At 71.2% G+C, this 14,881-nt stretch carries 13 protein-coding genes; 7 read left to right on the top strand and 6 right to left on the bottom strand.

The features are described 5' to 3' along the window. A partial coding sequence (locus HG543_RS41820) for a methyl-accepting chemotaxis protein (RefSeq protein WP_246357680.1) occupies positions 1-863 on the top strand: 863 nt, incomplete at its 5' end. Positions 864-1,147: 284 nt separating this feature from the next. Then, positions 1,148-2,290: a M57 family metalloprotease gene (locus tag HG543_RS41815; protein WP_169350531.1), complete on the top strand. Its 1,143-nt coding sequence runs from the start codon at positions 1,148-1,150 to the stop codon at positions 2,288-2,290. Between the two features lie 162 nt (positions 2,291-2,452). On the opposite strand, the gene HG543_RS41810 is transcribed toward HG543_RS41815, so the two are convergent. Beyond that, positions 2,453-3,325 carry an alpha/beta hydrolase gene (locus HG543_RS41810; RefSeq protein ID WP_211194523.1) on the bottom strand — a complete coding sequence of 291 codons (873 nt, stop codon included), beginning with the start codon at positions 3,323-3,325 and terminating at the stop codon, positions 2,453-2,455. Positions 3,326-3,651: 326 nt separating this feature from the next. Here HG543_RS41810 and HG543_RS41805 point away from each other — a divergent pair, with 326 nt between their 5' ends. The 3 genes from HG543_RS41805 (at position 3,652) to HG543_RS41795 (ending at position 5,205) form a co-directional block, all read left to right on the top strand. Then, on the top strand, positions 3,652-4,002 hold the full coding sequence (locus tag HG543_RS41805; protein WP_169350529.1) for a DUF6152 family protein: 351 nt from the start codon (positions 3,652-3,654) through the stop codon (positions 4,000-4,002). Then, the gene (locus tag HG543_RS41800; protein ID WP_169350528.1) at positions 4,002-4,487 is read left to right on the top strand and encodes a DUF6644 family protein; all 486 of its coding nucleotides are present in this window, start codon (positions 4,002-4,004) and stop codon (positions 4,485-4,487) included. The genes HG543_RS41805 and HG543_RS41800 overlap by 1 nt, the downstream gene beginning before the upstream one ends. Positions 4,488-4,605: 118 nt before the next feature. Continuing rightward, positions 4,606-5,205, top strand: coding sequence for a DUF2378 family protein (locus HG543_RS41795; protein ID WP_169350527.1), 600 nt, complete (start codon positions 4,606-4,608; stop codon positions 5,203-5,205). A 13-nt stretch (positions 5,206-5,218) separates the two neighbouring features. On the opposite strand, the gene HG543_RS41790 is transcribed toward HG543_RS41795, so the two are convergent. From HG543_RS41790 to HG543_RS41780, 3 genes are all read right to left on the bottom strand, one after another. Continuing rightward, the gene (locus tag HG543_RS41790) at positions 5,219-6,571 is read right to left on the bottom strand and encodes a hypothetical protein (RefSeq protein ID WP_169350526.1); all 1,353 of its coding nucleotides are present in this window, start codon (positions 6,569-6,571) and stop codon (positions 5,219-5,221) included. Between the two features lie 90 nt (positions 6,572-6,661). Further along, positions 6,662-8,050, bottom strand: a complete 1,389-nt coding sequence (locus HG543_RS41785) for a sensor histidine kinase (RefSeq protein ID WP_246357679.1) — start codon at positions 8,048-8,050, stop codon at positions 6,662-6,664. After that, positions 8,047-8,775: a response regulator transcription factor gene (locus tag HG543_RS41780; RefSeq protein WP_211194524.1), complete on the bottom strand. Its 729-nt coding sequence runs from the start codon at positions 8,773-8,775 to the stop codon at positions 8,047-8,049. The genes HG543_RS41785 and HG543_RS41780 overlap by 4 nt, the downstream gene beginning before the upstream one ends. A 305-nt stretch (positions 8,776-9,080) precedes the next feature. Between HG543_RS41780 and HG543_RS41775 the strand changes: the two genes are divergently transcribed. Next, positions 9,081-9,596, top strand: a complete 516-nt coding sequence (locus HG543_RS41775; protein WP_169350525.1) for a Spy/CpxP family protein refolding chaperone — start codon at positions 9,081-9,083, stop codon at positions 9,594-9,596. A gap of 294 nt (positions 9,597-9,890) precedes the next feature. Here the strand turns inward: HG543_RS41775 and HG543_RS41770 are convergent, their stop codons facing one another. Continuing rightward, positions 9,891-11,408: an acyl-CoA synthetase gene (locus HG543_RS41770; RefSeq protein ID WP_169350524.1), complete on the bottom strand. Its 1,518-nt coding sequence runs from the start codon at positions 11,406-11,408 to the stop codon at positions 9,891-9,893. A 78-nt stretch (positions 11,409-11,486) separates the two neighbouring features. Continuing rightward, positions 11,487-13,085: an LVIVD repeat-containing protein gene (locus HG543_RS41765; RefSeq protein ID WP_169350523.1), complete on the bottom strand. Its 1,599-nt coding sequence runs from the start codon at positions 13,083-13,085 to the stop codon at positions 11,487-11,489. A 262-nt stretch (positions 13,086-13,347) separates the two neighbouring features. On the opposite strand from HG543_RS41765, the gene HG543_RS41760 reads away from it, so the two are divergent. After that, complete coding sequence (locus HG543_RS41760; RefSeq protein WP_169350522.1) at positions 13,348-14,862, top strand: serine hydrolase; 1,515 nt, start codon at positions 13,348-13,350, stop codon at positions 14,860-14,862. Positions 14,863-14,881: the final 19 nt, after the last annotated feature.

Here is a 14,881-nt window from a genome sequence, read left to right as displayed (position 1 = left end):
GGGCGTTGGTGGAGGCGGCGGGGGCGACGGCGGCGGACGCCGAGCGCATCCGCGTCTCGGCGGACGCGCTGTCGCTCACCACGCGGGAGCAGTCGGACGCACTCCAGCGCGCGGCCGAGGCGGTGCAGGGCATGAGCGCGGGCGTGTCCCGGGGCGCGGAGGTGGCGCGCGAGGCGGCTCGGACGGCGGCGGCCAACGGCGAGGTGGCGCGCGAGGGCGGCACGGCGGTGACGCAGGCGTCGCGCAAGACGTTGGAAATCGTCGAGGTGGTGGAGCGCTCGGCGCTGACGGTGGCGCGGCTCCAGGCCTCCGGCCGGGTGACGGGGGACATGCTGCGGCTCATCCAGCAGGTGGCGGACGAGACGCAGATGCTCGCGGTGAACACCGCCATCGAGGCGGCGCGCGCGGGCCAGTACGGCAAGGGCTTCGCGGTGGTGGCCGGCGAGGTGCGCAAGCTGGCCACGCGCACGCGCGACGCGGTGGGGCAGGTGCAGGAGCTGCTGCGGCAGAACGAGGCGGACACCGCGGCGGCGGCGGACCTCATGCGCCAGGGCACGGCGAAGGTGCGCGAGGGCCAGGGCCTGTCCTCCGCCGCGGGCGACGCGCTGGCGCGCCTGGTGGCCGGGGTGCGGGACATCGGCGCGCGGGTGGAGCGGATGGCGGAGGAGAACACGCGCCAGTCCACCTCGGGAGAGAGCATCGCCTCGCGCATCCAGGCGCTCTCGGTGCGCTCCACGGACTCGGTGGCCGGCGTGGAGGAGATTGCTCGCTCCGTGGAGGACCTGCGCGCGCGGGCCTCGCGGCTGCGGGAGCTGGCCGCCCGCTTCACCGCCCCAGCGGCCGGGGACAAGGCCCGCGAGTAGGGCCCGGACGGCCCCTGTCGTGATTCCGGGCACCCTGTCCTGTCACAGGACAGATGTAACAGAAACGTCAACTGCCCGAAGTCATGGCCTCCGGGGCCCGTGATTGCGAAGTTTCTTTACGTCCGAATCATGACGCATGGAGTCTAAACGCCCCACACGTTCATTCGGCCTCCGTAGAAACCCTGTTACATCAACAGTTTGGTGGTTGGCATGACGCCTGCTCTGTGAGGGGCGGCACCGGGTGATGCAGTCCCGGTGCTTCCCCCCATCGAAAAAGGAAGTTCATGTCCCAGCACAAGTTCGTCGGCGCCCTCGCGGGCCTGGCGCTGCTCGCCGGTTGCGGCGGTGGCGAAGGCTCCACTCCTGCTCCTGAGACCACCAGCCAGGGCCTGACGTGGGAGGAGTTTCTCTCCGTCGTGTACCAGGAGCCGGACACGGGCGTCTTCATCGCCGACGGCGACACCACGTTCACCTCGGAGAAGGCGCTGCGCGAGTTCTACGAGCAGAACGTGAAGAACGGCCAGCTCATCCTCCACACGGCGGGTGGCACGGACGCGAAGTGGAGCGACACGCAGAAGAAGAACATCACCTACTGCGTGAGCACCTCGTTCGGCAGCAACTACTCGCGCGCGGTGACGCTGCTGGCCGACGCGGCGGCCGCGTGGGAGCAGGTGGCGAACGTGGACTTCGTCTACCTGAGCGCGCAGGACGCCACCTGCACCGCGAGCAACAACAACGTGGTGTTCGACGTGCGTCCGGTGAACTCGGGTGGCCAGTACATGGCCCGCGCGTTCTTCCCGAATGAATCGCGCGCGTACCGTAACGTGCTCATCGACAACACGGCGTGGGGCGGCAGCCCGCCGGTGACGCTGCTGGGCATCATCCGCCACGAGCTGGGCCACACGCTGGGCTTCCGCCACGAGCACACCCGCCCCGAGTCGGGCACCTGCTTCGAGGACAACAACTGGCGCGCGCTGACGACGTACGACGCCGCGTCCGTCATGCACTACCCGCACTGCAACGGCTCGCAGGCGGGGGACCTCGTGCTGACGGCCAAGGACATCCAGGGCGTCCAGGCGCTCTACGGCGCGCCGGGCACCAATCCGCCCCCGCCGCCGGTGGGCACGCCCGCCACGGACACGCGCTCGGGCAGCATCGCGCGCAATGGCACGGCGAACTTCGGTCCGTACACGGTGCTGGCCGGCACCACGTTCAAGGTGGTGATGACGGGCACGGGTGACCCGGACCTGTACGTCCGCTTCGGCGCGGCGCCCACCACGACGGCGTACAACTGCCGCCCGTACCTCAGCGGCGCGGCCGAGACGTGCGAGCTCACCGTGCCCTCGGGCCAGACGAGCGCCTACGTCCAGGTGCGTGGCTACGCCGCCGGCACGTACTCGCTGAACATCAGCTACTCGAAGCCGTAGCGGCGGGTGGCGGGGCTTCTCCTCGGGGGAGGCCCCGCCGTGCGGTGGTGCCTGCTCCGAGGACTCCGGGCTTGGAGCCGGAAGTCCCGAGCCGGGCCACTCCACTTCGAGGCGCCCTCCTTCGTATGCGCCTGCACCGGTCGGTGCCCGGAAGACGCCCGCTCAGGGGGCTTCAGCCTGGGAGCCGGAAGCCTCCTGAGCGGGAGCCTCCGCCGGGGCCACGGGGAACAGCAGGCGCACCGCCTTGAAGGCCGCCGGGTGGTAGATGGTGCTGTGCTGCTCCTCGGGCATGGGCTCGTAGTGCCATCGCAGTCCGGAGGGAGCGTGCGCCTTCAAGGCGGCAACGAGGGCATCGACACCCTCCTGCATGGTGCTCCCCTCGTTGGCGATGGTCAGGAAGAGCGAGCGTGGCCCGGCCGGATGCGCCTTCAGCTTCGCGACCGACTGCTTCGCGAGCGACTGCTGGTCCCACCACAGGCTCGGGCTCACGGCGATGTAGCGCTCGAACAGCTCCGGCTGGAGCAGGAACGTCTCCACGATGAAGAGCCCCGCCAGGGACTCGCCGATGATGGCGGACCCACTGGTGCGGTAGCGCGCCTCGACCCAGGGCTTCAGCTCGCGGGTGAGGAACTCGCGGAAGGCCGCGGAGCCGCCGCTCGTCGGCAGCACCTTGCGGTCCTCCGGATCCGACGACGGATGGGTGAAGTCCCGCTTCCGGTCGGTGCCCTCGATGCCGACGACGATGACCTCCCCCATCGCATGGTTGAGGCTCGCCAGCTGGGCGATGCCGGTGATGTGGTGGAAGTCCTCCTGCAGGCCGCCGTCCAGCAGGTACAGCACGGGCAGCCGCGCCTGCCCCTCGGCGTACCCCGGAGGCAGGTACACGTTGATGCGCCGGGTCTCCTTCAGCACGCGCGACTCGAGCGTGTACGAGCGCGCGATGACGACGGGCTGTCCCTCCTCACCCGCCGCGACCACAGGGGTGTCGCGGGTAGCCGCCCCCGGTCCCGCGCACGCCGTCAGAAGCATCAACATCCCCGCCGCACTCGCTGCGCGCATCATCCGCTCCTGTGTCGCTTCGTGCCGTCCGCCGCCGAGGATGCCAGCGCCCCCGCCATGCTGCTACCGCGACGACCTTGGTCGCCCCATCTCAAGAGCGCGCCTCCGCGCCGTCCCCGGCGAGGTGAACTCCTCGGTCCCGTGGACCGGCCACGGAGCCGGGAGCGACTGGCGGCCCCCCCCGCCCCAGAACCCTGGCGCCGGCCGCATCCACCCCGGCATGCGCTCGCCTCCCGGCCCGCTGGGAGTGGAGGAATGCCTCGGCCCTCTCGGAGTGGTTCCCCAGGAGAGGAGGCACGACGATGAGGACTTCGAGCTGGAAGGGTGCACTCGTGGCGCTGTGCGTGTCCGGTGGCGCGCTCGCACACCATGGCTGGAGCAGCTACGACAGCGCCAAGGTCATGACGCTCACGGGCGTCATCAAGGAATCGGGCTACGAGAACCCGCACGGCTACATCCAGCTCGTGGAGAAGGAGAAGACGTGGCGTGTCATCCTCGCGCCGCCCTCCCGGATGGAGAGCCGTGGCCTGGCCGCGAGCGCGCTGAAGGAAGGCGCGAAGGTCACCGTCGAGGGCTACCCCCACCGCACCGTGCAGGACGAGCTGCGCGCCGAGCGCATCACCGTGGGGGGCAAGACGGTGGAACTGCGCTGATGGCGCAACCGGGGTGGCTCGGCGGGCTGGAGTCCTCGGCGCTGGCGGAGGCGCTGCGCCGCGAGCCCCTGCTCTACCCGCTCGTGGAGACGGCCCACATCCTCGGCTTCGTCGTCCTGGTGGGCGCGGCGGTGATGTTCGACCTGCGCCTGCTGGGCCTCTCGCGCCGGCTGCCCGTGGTGGACCTCGCGCGGCACCTGCTGCCCTGGGCCCGGAGGAGCCTCGCGGTGGTGGTGCCCACGGGCGTGCTGCTCTTCCTCACCCAGGCGACGCAACTGGGAAGAAGTCCCGTCTTCGCCCTGAAGCTCGCGCTGCTCGGCCTCGCGGGGCTCAACGCCACGCTCTTCCACCTTGGCGTCTTCCGCTCCGTCCAGGCGTGGAACACCGGCGTGACGGCGCCACCCGCCGCGCGAGCCGCCGCCATCGTGTCACTCCTCGCGTGGACGGGCGTCATCACCTGCGGCCGCCTGCTGGCCTATCTCTGACCGGCTATTCACCCGTTCATCTTTCTTAACGAAGGGTCAAAGCAGCGAAACAGAGTCGTTTGCTATCCAGAATCCACTCAACGGGTGCACCCCGCACCAGGGTCGAGGGAGGCCGAGGATGCAGACGGCGATGGTGCAGTCGGTGGTTCGCGAGCCGGTGGTGTTCGAGCACGCATTGGAGACCCTGCTGGCGGCGGCGCGTCCCCTGGCGCCGTCCACGCTCGCCGCGCTGGAGCGCCGGGGCCTGTCCCCCTCCCGTCCCCTGCAGGCCGCCTACCCCGGGGCCATGTGGCCGGAGGTCATCCGCCTGGTGGCGACGGCCATGGACACGCACGGGGACACCGAGGCGGCGGAGTACGCGCTGGGCCAGCGCTTCGCGGAGTGCCTGCGCGAGTCGAAGCTGGGCGCGGCCATCCACTCCCTCGGACGGGTGGTGGGGGCGGAGCGGATGCTGCTGCGCATGTCGCGCAACATCCGCACCACCAACAACTTCCTCGACGCGGTGGTGACGCCGCGCAGCGAGGACACCGGCTGGGAGCTGCTCATCCGCCCGGCGGCGGAGTTCGCGAGGACGCCGGGGCTCCAGGCCGAGCCGCCGCACTTCGTCCGCGGCATGCTCACCACCGTCCTCCAGCAAGCCGGCGCACCCCAGGTGCAGGTGGACCTCCTCCACCATGACCCGGTGCGCGCCACCACCACCTTCCGCGTGATGCTGTGACTTTCGCCTCGCGTCAGTAGTTGGGAGGACGCGGGGGCGGCGTGGAAGGCTGGAGCGGGCGCGTGGGCGCCTTCGTCTTCGCGGGCGAATCCAGCGCTGGGGGCGAGGCCGTCAGCGGGCCCACGAAGAGCAGCCCCTGGTAGCCCTCCTCCGTGGGCGACGGGTAGAAGCGCACGTAGGGACTGAGCGCCGGATGGTCCTCCACGCGGCGGTCCGGTACGGCATTCACCACGCGGCAGTCGAGCCGGCTCCGGATGTCCAGCTCGCAACCCCATCGCGTCCCCATCGCATAGCCCAGCTCCAGCACCCGCAGCGACGGCAGCGAGCGGAGGTGGTGGGCCATGGGCGTGAAGTCCCGGTCCCACGGCGTGCCGGTGACGGTGCGCACGTGGGTGTTGCCCGCCAGCACGACGAGCACCTCCGAGGGCCGCGCGGCATGGCGCTTCAGCCACACGTCCGCGAGCACGGCATCGCGCTGGCTGGCCTGGACCTCCTCGGTGTCATAGGCCACCAGCGACACGCGCAGGCCCAGCTCGCGCATGGCGCGCACCCGGTCGATGAGGTCGAACACGGCGCGGCTGCTGCGTCCGTCCTGGTAGGGCCGCCGCCAGAAGGGCCCTTCCAGCAGCGCGTCCTGGTCCGCCGGCATCCCCGGGCTGGCGAGGTACCGGTCGATGCGCGCCTGCTCCTTCTGGGGGATGGACAGCCCCAGCGCCACGGCATGGCCCGCCTCGGCCGCCTCGCACACGACGTCTCCCACCACCGTGGGCGCCTCGCGCGAACCGAGCTGCTCTCCGATGAGCATCACCCGCCCCGGCTTCAGCAGCTCCGCCATGCCGCGCACCTTGCGCGTGCAGCTCGACTCCTCCCGCCAGCGCGTGAGGTAGAATTCCTCGTCGCGCACCGCCCCGACCGGCGCGGGCGTCCACGTCTTCGCCTTGCTGGCCACGGCGCCCAGGGTGCCCGCCTTCAGCCGCGCGGCCAGCTCGTCTTCCAGCGCCAGGTCCCTCTTGCGCGAGAACCCGCCCATCGCGTCCGTCGTCAGGTGGAAGGCGCGCACCACGGACCTGCCCGGTCCCGCGGCGATGCCCGTCACCAGCCAGGACTCCTGCGCCGTGCCATCGGCTCCTGTCGTCTCCTTCCAGGTGGTGGCGAGCTGGCCCGGGTCCTGCGCCTCCTCCAGGGCGTACCCCTTCTCCGTCAGGAGCTGTCCCGCGGCGGACAGCAGCTCGGGCACGGGCACCGGGACGGGATTCACGAACCGGGCTGGAAGCTGCGTCTCCACCGGCTTCCGGGCCCCCGCGCAGCCGGCCAGCGCACCGACGACCCACAGACCCACCAGGAGACGCGACATGAAGAAGGACACGAGGGGGGATCCTTGCACGAACCTCCCGTGAACGCGGAAGGGCCCTCCGCACATCGCAATCCAGTTGCCCTGCCGCCGAGCTGGCCGGCCTCAGGGCACCGCTGACGCCGGGAGCGTGATGCGGGCGGTGGTGCCCCCACCGGGGCGGCTCTCCAGCGCCAGCGTCCCGCCATGCGCGTCCACGATGCGCCGGGCCAGCGCGAGCCCCAGCCCCACCCCGCCGCTCTTCCGGGCGCGGCTGCGGTCGGTCCGGAAGAACGGCGTCCCCACGCGGGCCAGGTCTCCCGCGTCGATGCCGATGCCCTCGTCCGCCACCTCGAAGCGCAGACCGGGCCCGTCCACCCGCGCGAGCAGGCGCACGGTGGTGCCGGGCTCGGAGTACTTCCCCGCGTTGTCGAGCAGGTTGTCCAGCACGCGCCGCAGCAGCACCGGGTCCGCCTCCAGCGCGGGCAGGGTCGCGTCCAGGTCCACCTCCAGCCGGTGGCCGGGGCGGTTGGCGCGGAAGCGGCTCACGGCCTTGTCCACCAGGGCGCGCGTGTCCACGTGCTCCAGCCGCAGGGGCGGCGTGCCCGCGAGGGTGCCCCCGGTGGACAGGTCCAGCCTCGCGGTGGTGAGCACGTCCTCTACCAGCCGCTCCAGCTCGGACAGGTCCTCGGTGATGTCGGACAGCATCTCGCGCGCGGTGGCGGCGTCGCCCTCCGAGGCCACGTCCAGCGCCACGCGGATGCGGGCCAGCGGGGTGCGCAGCTCGTGCGACACGTTGGCCAGCAGCTCCTTCTGCGAGCGCAGCAGGTGGGTGATGCGGCCGGCCATCTCGTCGAAGGCCTCGGCCACCTCGCCCAGCTCGTCGTCGCGCCGGAAGCCGGCGCGCGTGTCGAGCTTTCCCGCGCCAAAGTCGCGCGCCACCCGCGCCAGCCGCTGGAGTGGAGGGGCCAGCGTGCGCGCGAAGGCCAGCGACGTAATCGCCGTGCACACCAGCACCGCGCACACGATGAACGCGGTGTTCTCCGGAGGTGGCTCTGGCGGGCGCATGAGGATGATGGCGTACGCCTCCACCGGACCGCGCTCGGGGATGGGCACCGCGAGAAAGGGGCGCGGAGGGCCCGGCGGAGGCGGCCGTTGCGGCTCGGTGAGCGCCTCGACCTCGGTGGCGCTCAGGGGCGGGGCGGGCTGCGCCATGTTGGTGGCGATGAGCCCACCCGACGCGTCCCGCAGCGTCACCCTCGCGTCGAGCGAACGCGCCGCGCGCTCCAGTGACGCCTGGAGCGCCGCGGGGTCGTGTCTCAGCGCCGCCCACTCCTGGACGTTGTACCGGACGTTCCGGGCGAAGCCATGCTTGAGGGGCCTCTCCAGCACGAGCGTGCGCGCGGCGAACAGCACGAGGCTGACGAGCACGAGCTGCGCGAGCCCGACCATGTAGATGCGCAGCAGCAGCCGGCCGGGGCGCCGGAAGGAGACCCCCCGTTGGGACGTGCTCAAGTCTCGTCCCCGGTGGCGAGCATGTAGCCCGCCCCGCGCACCGTCTTGAGCAGCGTGGGGTTGCGAGGGTCCGGCTCCAGCTTCTGCCGGAGCCGGAAGATGTGCACGTCCACCGAGCGGTCGAACACCTCGTCCGCGCTGCCCTTCACGAGGTCCAGGAGCTGCTCGCGGCTGAGCACGCGGCCGGCGCGCTCGGCGAGGACGCGCAGCAGGCCGAACTCGTACGTGGTGAGGTTCAGCACCTTGCCGTCCAGGGTGGCGCGGAGGCTGCGCGGGTCCAGCATCAGGCGTCCCACGTGGACGGGCTGGCTGGTGGGGCCGGCCTTGCCCCGGGCACGCCGCACCTGGGCGCGGATGCGGGCCAGCAGCTCGCGCGACGAGTAGGGCTTGGGCAGGTAGTCGTCCGCGCCCGTCTCCAGCCCGAGCACCCGATCGGCCTCCTCGCCGCGCGCGGTGACCATGATGATGGGAACATCCGTGCGGCCCCGCAGCTCGCGGCACACCTCCAGGCCGTCACGGCCGGGCAGCATCAGGTCCAACAGCACGACGTCGAAGGCGTGGCGGCTGGCCTCGACGAGCGCGTCGGTGCCGGAGGCGGCCACGGTGACGACGACGCCGTGCTCCTGGAGGTAGCGGCTGGTGAGGCGGGCGAGCCGCTCGTCGTCCTCGACGAGGAGGACGTGCACGATTCCCTCTTCCGGGGCCGGGCGAGTGGGCTGCTCCATGAACTGTGTCTCCCGCATCGCGGACTCCTGGAGAAGGTAGCAACGAAAGGTGTGGTCCGGCGGCTTGGAGGGGTCTGGTTGTTTCCCGCCGGGGCCACGCCAGCAAGGTCTCAGCCGACCATGTCCGTAACACTTCGCGAAGATGACGAAATGTTACGGAGCCCGGGCCTCGGACATCCGCCGTAACGGACGGTTCATCTTCGCGACATGGGCCGCCTCCAGATTGCACCGTGACGTGTCAGGGAGCCCGCCAGGCAGGCGCTGGAAGGCAGGGCCGCCCTGACCCACTCGCAGTGGAGGCAGTCATGGCGTGGAAGACGATGACGTGGGTGATGGTGCTGGCCTTCCCGGTGCTGGCGTGCGCGCAGGACGTGGGGGCACGGCAGGGGTCGGGAGGCGACGAGCCGGGGCCCCGGCGCCCACCCTCGTCACTGGAGCTGCTGCTGGAGTACCGGGAGACGCTCGCGCTGACGCCGGAGCAGGTCGGCCGGGTCGCCGAGCTTCAATCGGCGCTGGAGGAACAGAACGCCCCACTGCATGAGCAACTGCGGACCCAGAGGCCACCCCGCCCGCCTCCGGGCGATGCCAGCCGGGCAGGTGGAGCGCCTCCGCGAGGCGAGCCGCCCGACGCCGCCCGGATGCAGCAGGCGGAGCCGCTCTTCCAGGAACTGCGCGCCAATGACGAGGCCGCGTACGCGCAGGCGGAGCAGGTGCTGACGGACACGCAGAAGACACGGGCCCGCGAGCTCATCACCCAGGCCCGCGAGGAGCAGCGCCAGCGGCACGAGGCGATGCGCGAGCGGATGGGGAGCCGCCAGTGAGTCCATGGCTCTGGCTGTGCCTCCTCACGGCCTTGCCGATGGGAGCGAGGCAAGAACGGCGGGCCAGGGTCCCCGCGTCGTCACGCGCCCGGAACAGGCCTCGGGCGGCGACAGCGTGCGGGGCCCGTCCCTACGTGCCAAACCTCGACATGCGAAGGCGCCTCCCTTGAGCCCGCCTGCTCGGACGCGGCCGCCGTGGCCCTGTCCAGGCGGAGTGCGGCTCGCGCTCGACTGGGTGCGGGAGCACGGCTGACGAAGCCCGAGCACGCCGGTCCACCGTGCCCGAGAAAAAGCTCAGGGCGCTCCGTGCGCGGCGCTGAGCGCGCGGCGGTCCACCTTGCCGGGCGAGGTGCGCGGCAGCGCGTCGATGAAGCGCACCGACTTCGGCGTCTTGTACCGAGCGAGCCGCCCCTCGCAGAACGCGATGAGCGCCTCCGCCGTGGGCTTCGTTCCCGGGCGCGCGACGACGAGCGCGCGCGGCGTCTCGCCCCACTTCGGGTCGGGCACACCAATGACGGCGACCTCGGCCACGTCCGGATGCCCGGCGAGCACGCTCTCCACCTCGGACGGGTAGATGTTCTCTCCGCCGGAGATGATGAGGTCCTTGCTGCGGCCCACGATGCGGAAGCACCCGTCCGCGTCGCGGCTGGCGAGGTCACCGGTGTGCAGCCATCCATCCACGATGGTGCGGGCGGTGTCCTCGGGGCGGCGCCAGTAGCCGGCGCACAGGTGCGGCCCGCGCAGGAGCAACTCGCCCACGTCCCCCGGCTTCTGCTCCCCCTCGATGCGAGCCTCGACATGGAACAGCGGCACGCCGACGGCGCCCGGCTTGCGGCGCACCTCGCCCGGGGGCAGCCAGAAGTTGTTGGGGCCCGCCTCCGTGAGGCCATAACCCGTCTTGAAGTCCACGCCCCGCGCGAAGAAGCGCTCGAACACGGGCGCCGGGCACGGCGCGCCGCCGCTGATGAGCAGCTTCAGACGCGAGAAGTCCACCGACTCGAACCGGGGGTGGCGCTGCATCTCGATGAACATCGTCGGCACGCCGAACACGAGGCTCACCGTGCCCCGGTGGACGAGGTCGAACACGCCCTCCACGTCGAAGCTGCGGCACACCACGGAGGCGCCGCCCGCGTAGACCAGCGGGGTGGTGAAGACGCTCAGTCCTCCGGCGTGGAACAGGGGCGCGTTGAGCAGGGCCACGTCATTGGCGGTGAGGCCCCAGCTCACCACGGTGTTCACCGCGTTCGCGGTGATGGAGCCATGCGTGAGCACGGCGGCCTTGGGCACGCCGGTGCTGCCGCCCGTGTAGCAGAGCACCCACGGCGCATCGGCCTCCAGCTCCAGCGGAGGGAGCGGCGCGGGCGAGGCGGCCTCGCGCTCGGAGAAGGCGCGCTCGCCGGGACCGGGCTCGCCGAGGCACAGCCAGTGCCGCACGAAGGAGGCACGGGCGCGCACGGAGTCCACGGCGCCGCGGAACTCGGGGCCGAAGACGAGCACGGAGGGCTCGCCGTCCGCGAGCAGGGCGCCCAGCTCCGCGGGACTGAGGCGCCAGTTGAGCGGCTGGAGGATGGCGCCCAGCTTCGCGCAGGCGAAGACGAGGTCGAGGAACTCGACGCAGTTGTACGCGAGCACGGCGACGCGGTCGCCCCGGCCCACGCCGAGCGCGTGGTGGAGGAAGGACGCGGTACGCGACACGGCGGCGTCCCACTCGCGGTAGGAGATGCGGCGCTCGCCGTGGTTGGCGTCGATGAGGGCGGTGCGGTCGGGGTCGAGCGCGGCGCGGCGGGCCAGCCAGTCATGGACGATGGGCATGGGCCCGTACGCTAGCCGACCTGCCGGGGCGCGCGCCCGGCCCAACATGGGTGGGGCCGGGCACACCCGTTGGGAGGACTACAGCTCCGGGAAGATGAGCAGGCCCCGGGACGTGTCGGTGACGTAGACGTAGCCGTCACCGGGGATGCGAATGCCGATGGCGCCGTCGTGGAAGATGATGCCCCGCTGCCGGTCCGTCTCCCGCCAGGTGTTGTAGTAGGCCACTTCCTTCGGGTTCTTGGGCTTGGACACGTCCAGGACGCGGACGCCGTGCTGGTAGTGGGCGAGGTAGAGCCGGTCGCCCTTCAGCTCCATGTTGTGGATGGAGACGCCCGGCGTGAGACGGTACTCGCCGATGAGGGTCACCTGCGTGGGGTCGGTGATGTCGAGCACGCGCAGGTGGGCGCCCCAGTCCTCTCCGCCCTCGAAGGCGATGGTGCGGCCGTCGAAGACTCCCACGCGGTTGGTGTGGCTGGTGGCGTAAGGGTACTTGTACTCACCGAGCTTCACGATGTTGAGCGGGTCGCTCACGTCGAGGATGAGCAAGCCGGCGCGCCAGTGATTGACGTAGAGCCGGTTCCCCTGGGCGGTGGCGTCATGGGGGTAGCTGGCGACGGTGGGGTCGACGCTGGGGTCCTGGTGGCGGTGGAGCAGCACGGGCTCCAGCGGGTTCGTCACGTCGAAGATGAGCGTCTGCGGGGTGGGGCCGGGGGACATGGCGTAGAGCCGGTCCCCGTCTCCGTAGAGGGTGTGGACGTTGAGGGAAGGGCCGCCGGGAAAGTTCCGCTGGAACACGGGGTTGGCCGGGTCCGAGATGTCGAAGACGAGCACGCCCCGGACGAGGCTGGCGACATAGAGGGCATTGCCCCGGGCCCACACGGCGTTCCAGTAGCTGTCGCCACCGAGGACGATGCTCTTCACGAGCCGCGGCGCGGTCCGGTCGCTCAGGTCGAACACATGGAGGCCGCCGGGCCCCATGGGCCCCTGGTAGATGCCCGCGACATAGGCGTGGCCGTGGGTGACGTACACGTCGGCGGCGATGCCGTGCGACACGGTCCCCTCGCCGACGAGCGGCAGGCCGGAGGACTCGCCCTCGCCGGGAAGGCGCACGACCTTCTCCGCCTCGAAGGTGTCCTGGTAGGCGGGGACGCCGCCGACACAGCTCGCGTAGCAACCCGTCACCCGGTGGGGCCCCCGAGCCTTGCAGCCCACGAAGGCGGTGCGGCTCACCTGACCATTGGGAAGCGTGCGGGAGCGGGAGAAGTAGAACGTCCGCGAGTCGAACCGGCTCTCGGTGTAGCGGATGCCATTCACGAAGGTGCTTCCATCCGGAAGGACCCTGAAGGCGGAGAGGTAGGAGGCGTTGTCGTTCTCGGCGATATCGTCGCCGACGTTGTGCAGGGTGAAGACGCCCTGGGCATCGACGGCATCGAAGCTCTCCGCGTCACATGCGGACAGGTCGAAGGACTCCAGCGTGCCGCACTCGGCGGTGGCGGTCTCGCCGGTGAGGACCTTGCACCAGGCCAGGGGCTTCGGCTCCCAATCGCCGGTGTCTTCCTTCTTGAGGTCTCCCTCGGATTGGATCGACTCGGGGTCCTCCGACGCCGACCCACAGCCCGTGAGGGAGGCCCCCAGGGCCAGCAGGGACACCACTGAACCGCGCAGCCACGCCTTCATGTGCAACTCCTCGGTAAAGCCGGCCCCTCAGGCGGCCGGCAACGTCCGAGCGAGGCGGACATATCGGCGGCTTTCGACGGATGCCCGAGGCACCTCCCCGGCGGGCGCAAGGCACGGGTGAGATGCGAACGGGCCCTGTGCGCCGGACCTGCCCTGCCGCAGCGCGATAAGGGGCCAGGCCTCGGCGGTGCATGTGTGCGACCGCTCCTCGTGCGCCTGAACTACGGTTCCCGGAATGCTGGCAGCACGGAGGAGTCGACGCATGTGGGACGCGGTACGGAGCTTCATCCCTGGAGGCGCGGGAGCCCTCTTCACGGCGGTGGTCCTGCTCTGGTGTACGGAGACAGGAGCCGCGCCCCGGAAGGCGGGCGGAGAGGCGGCCCTTCGCGCGAAGGCCTCCGCGTCCCTGGAGCGCGGCCTGCTGCGCGCGGTGGGGGAGACGAACTTCGACGGGGTGCTCGACTTCAAGCGCAACGGCGAGCGCATCGCGCACGCACCGAACGTGGACGTGGCGGTCATCGAGCTGGACAGGGAGGGCCGGCCGGTGGCGGCGGCGAACGTGCTGCTGTCGCGGGACTACCCGAAGGGGGTGGGGGTGCCCATCGACATGAAGACGTGGGGCACGACGTCGGTGCGCTACACGCGGTGGGACCTGGAGCGGTGGGACGGGGCGAAGGACTGGTCCGGCGCGACGGCCGAGGAGGACGTGGTGCCGGGACGTCAGAAGGCACGACTGCGCTTCATGGCGCCCTACCCGGCCTCGCTGTTCAAGCTGCTCATCGCGTTCCGGGTGATGCGGCTGGTGGACCGGGGCGAGGTGACGCTGGGGCAGCCCTGGCGCTTCATCCGGGACACGGAGGACAAGGGCGAGCGCGCGGTGTGGCGGTGGCTGGAGCCGATGGTGACGGAGTCTGACAACGGCTCCACCGAGGCGCTGGTGAAGCTGCTGCACGAGAAGGGCGGGATGGAGGCGCTCAACGCGGAATTGGCGGAGCTGGGGCTGGGGACGCTGCAGGTGAACGGGACGTCACCAGTGACGGGGCGAAGCTGGAACCCGGGCAGCATCCACATGACGGCCTTGGACACCGCGAGGCTGCTGCTGCTCATCGAGGGAGGCCCGGGGGTGCTGTGGCGTACGCCGTCCGGCCGGGAGGTGAGGGCGGCAGAGCTGTCGGCGGCGTCGCGGGCGCATCTCCAGTCGCTGCTGGCGGACCAGGCGCTGCACGAGGCGCTGTCCTCGACGCTGCTGTGTGGCGACGCCAGGGCGGAGAAAGGGATTCCGGCGGCGGTGCCGGTGCGGTGGGTGAACACGAAGGACGGCACGGTGACGGCTGCGGAGACGGCGTTCGGCCGTGACACGCGGCCGTGCAACGCGGCGGCGGAGGTGGTGTTCGCGCACAAGACGGGGCTGACGGAGAACTACGGGAGCGACGGCGGAATCGTGCGGTCGCTGCCGGGCCGTCCGTGGCGCCGGTACATCGTCGTATTCCTGTCCAACCTCGGCTACCGCTACTACGACGCCGCGGTGGCGAGCGCGGCGGACCCGTCGAAGGGAGAAGACGGATTTCCCTACGTGAGCACGAAGATCAGCTACACCCAGCGCATCCCCGCGCTGGGCCGCCGCATCGATGAATTGATGCGGGAGCGCCAGCGCGGGCAGTCTCCAGGCCTAGTACCCCGGCACAGAGATTCTGAGGGGTTCAGGCGGCAGCGGCGACGGCCGCCTGGGCCTGGGGGTACGCGCGCCCGAGTTTGGTGCGGGCGCCCTCGATCGTGAAGCGCCAGCGGACTCGAGC

Source organism: Pyxidicoccus fallax (assembly GCF_012933655.1).
In the GTDB taxonomy this organism is placed as follows: Bacteria; Myxococcota; Myxococcia; order Myxococcales; family Myxococcaceae; genus Myxococcus; species Myxococcus fallax.
The sequence above is the reverse complement of the archived record's forward strand: the minus strand, read 5'-3'. Positions and strand labels throughout refer to the sequence as shown.

Coding starts and splice junctions, on each gene's coding strand:
- HG543_RS41815 (WP_169350531.1), top strand. CDS start 1,148: ATGTCCCAGCACAAGTTCGTCGGCGCCCTCGCGGGCCTGGCGCTGCTC.
- HG543_RS41810 (WP_211194523.1), bottom strand. CDS start 3,325: ATGTTGATGCTTCTGACGGCGTGCGCGGGACCGGGGGCGGCTACCCGC.
- HG543_RS41805 (WP_169350529.1), top strand. CDS start 3,652: ATGAGGACTTCGAGCTGGAAGGGTGCACTCGTGGCGCTGTGCGTGTCC.
- HG543_RS41800 (WP_169350528.1), top strand. CDS start 4,002: ATGGCGCAACCGGGGTGGCTCGGCGGGCTGGAGTCCTCGGCGCTGGCG.
- HG543_RS41795 (WP_169350527.1), top strand. CDS start 4,606: ATGCAGACGGCGATGGTGCAGTCGGTGGTTCGCGAGCCGGTGGTGTTC.
- HG543_RS41780 (WP_211194524.1), bottom strand. CDS start 8,775: ATGGAGCAGCCCACTCGCCCGGCCCCGGAAGAGGGAATCGTGCACGTC.
- HG543_RS41775 (WP_169350525.1), top strand. CDS start 9,081: ATGGCGTGGAAGACGATGACGTGGGTGATGGTGCTGGCCTTCCCGGTG.
- HG543_RS41770 (WP_169350524.1), bottom strand. CDS start 11,408: ATGCCCATCGTCCATGACTGGCTGGCCCGCCGCGCCGCGCTCGACCCC.
- HG543_RS41765 (WP_169350523.1), bottom strand. CDS start 13,085: ATGAAGGCGTGGCTGCGCGGTTCAGTGGTGTCCCTGCTGGCCCTGGGG.
- HG543_RS41760 (WP_169350522.1), top strand. CDS start 13,348: ATGTGGGACGCGGTACGGAGCTTCATCCCTGGAGGCGCGGGAGCCCTC.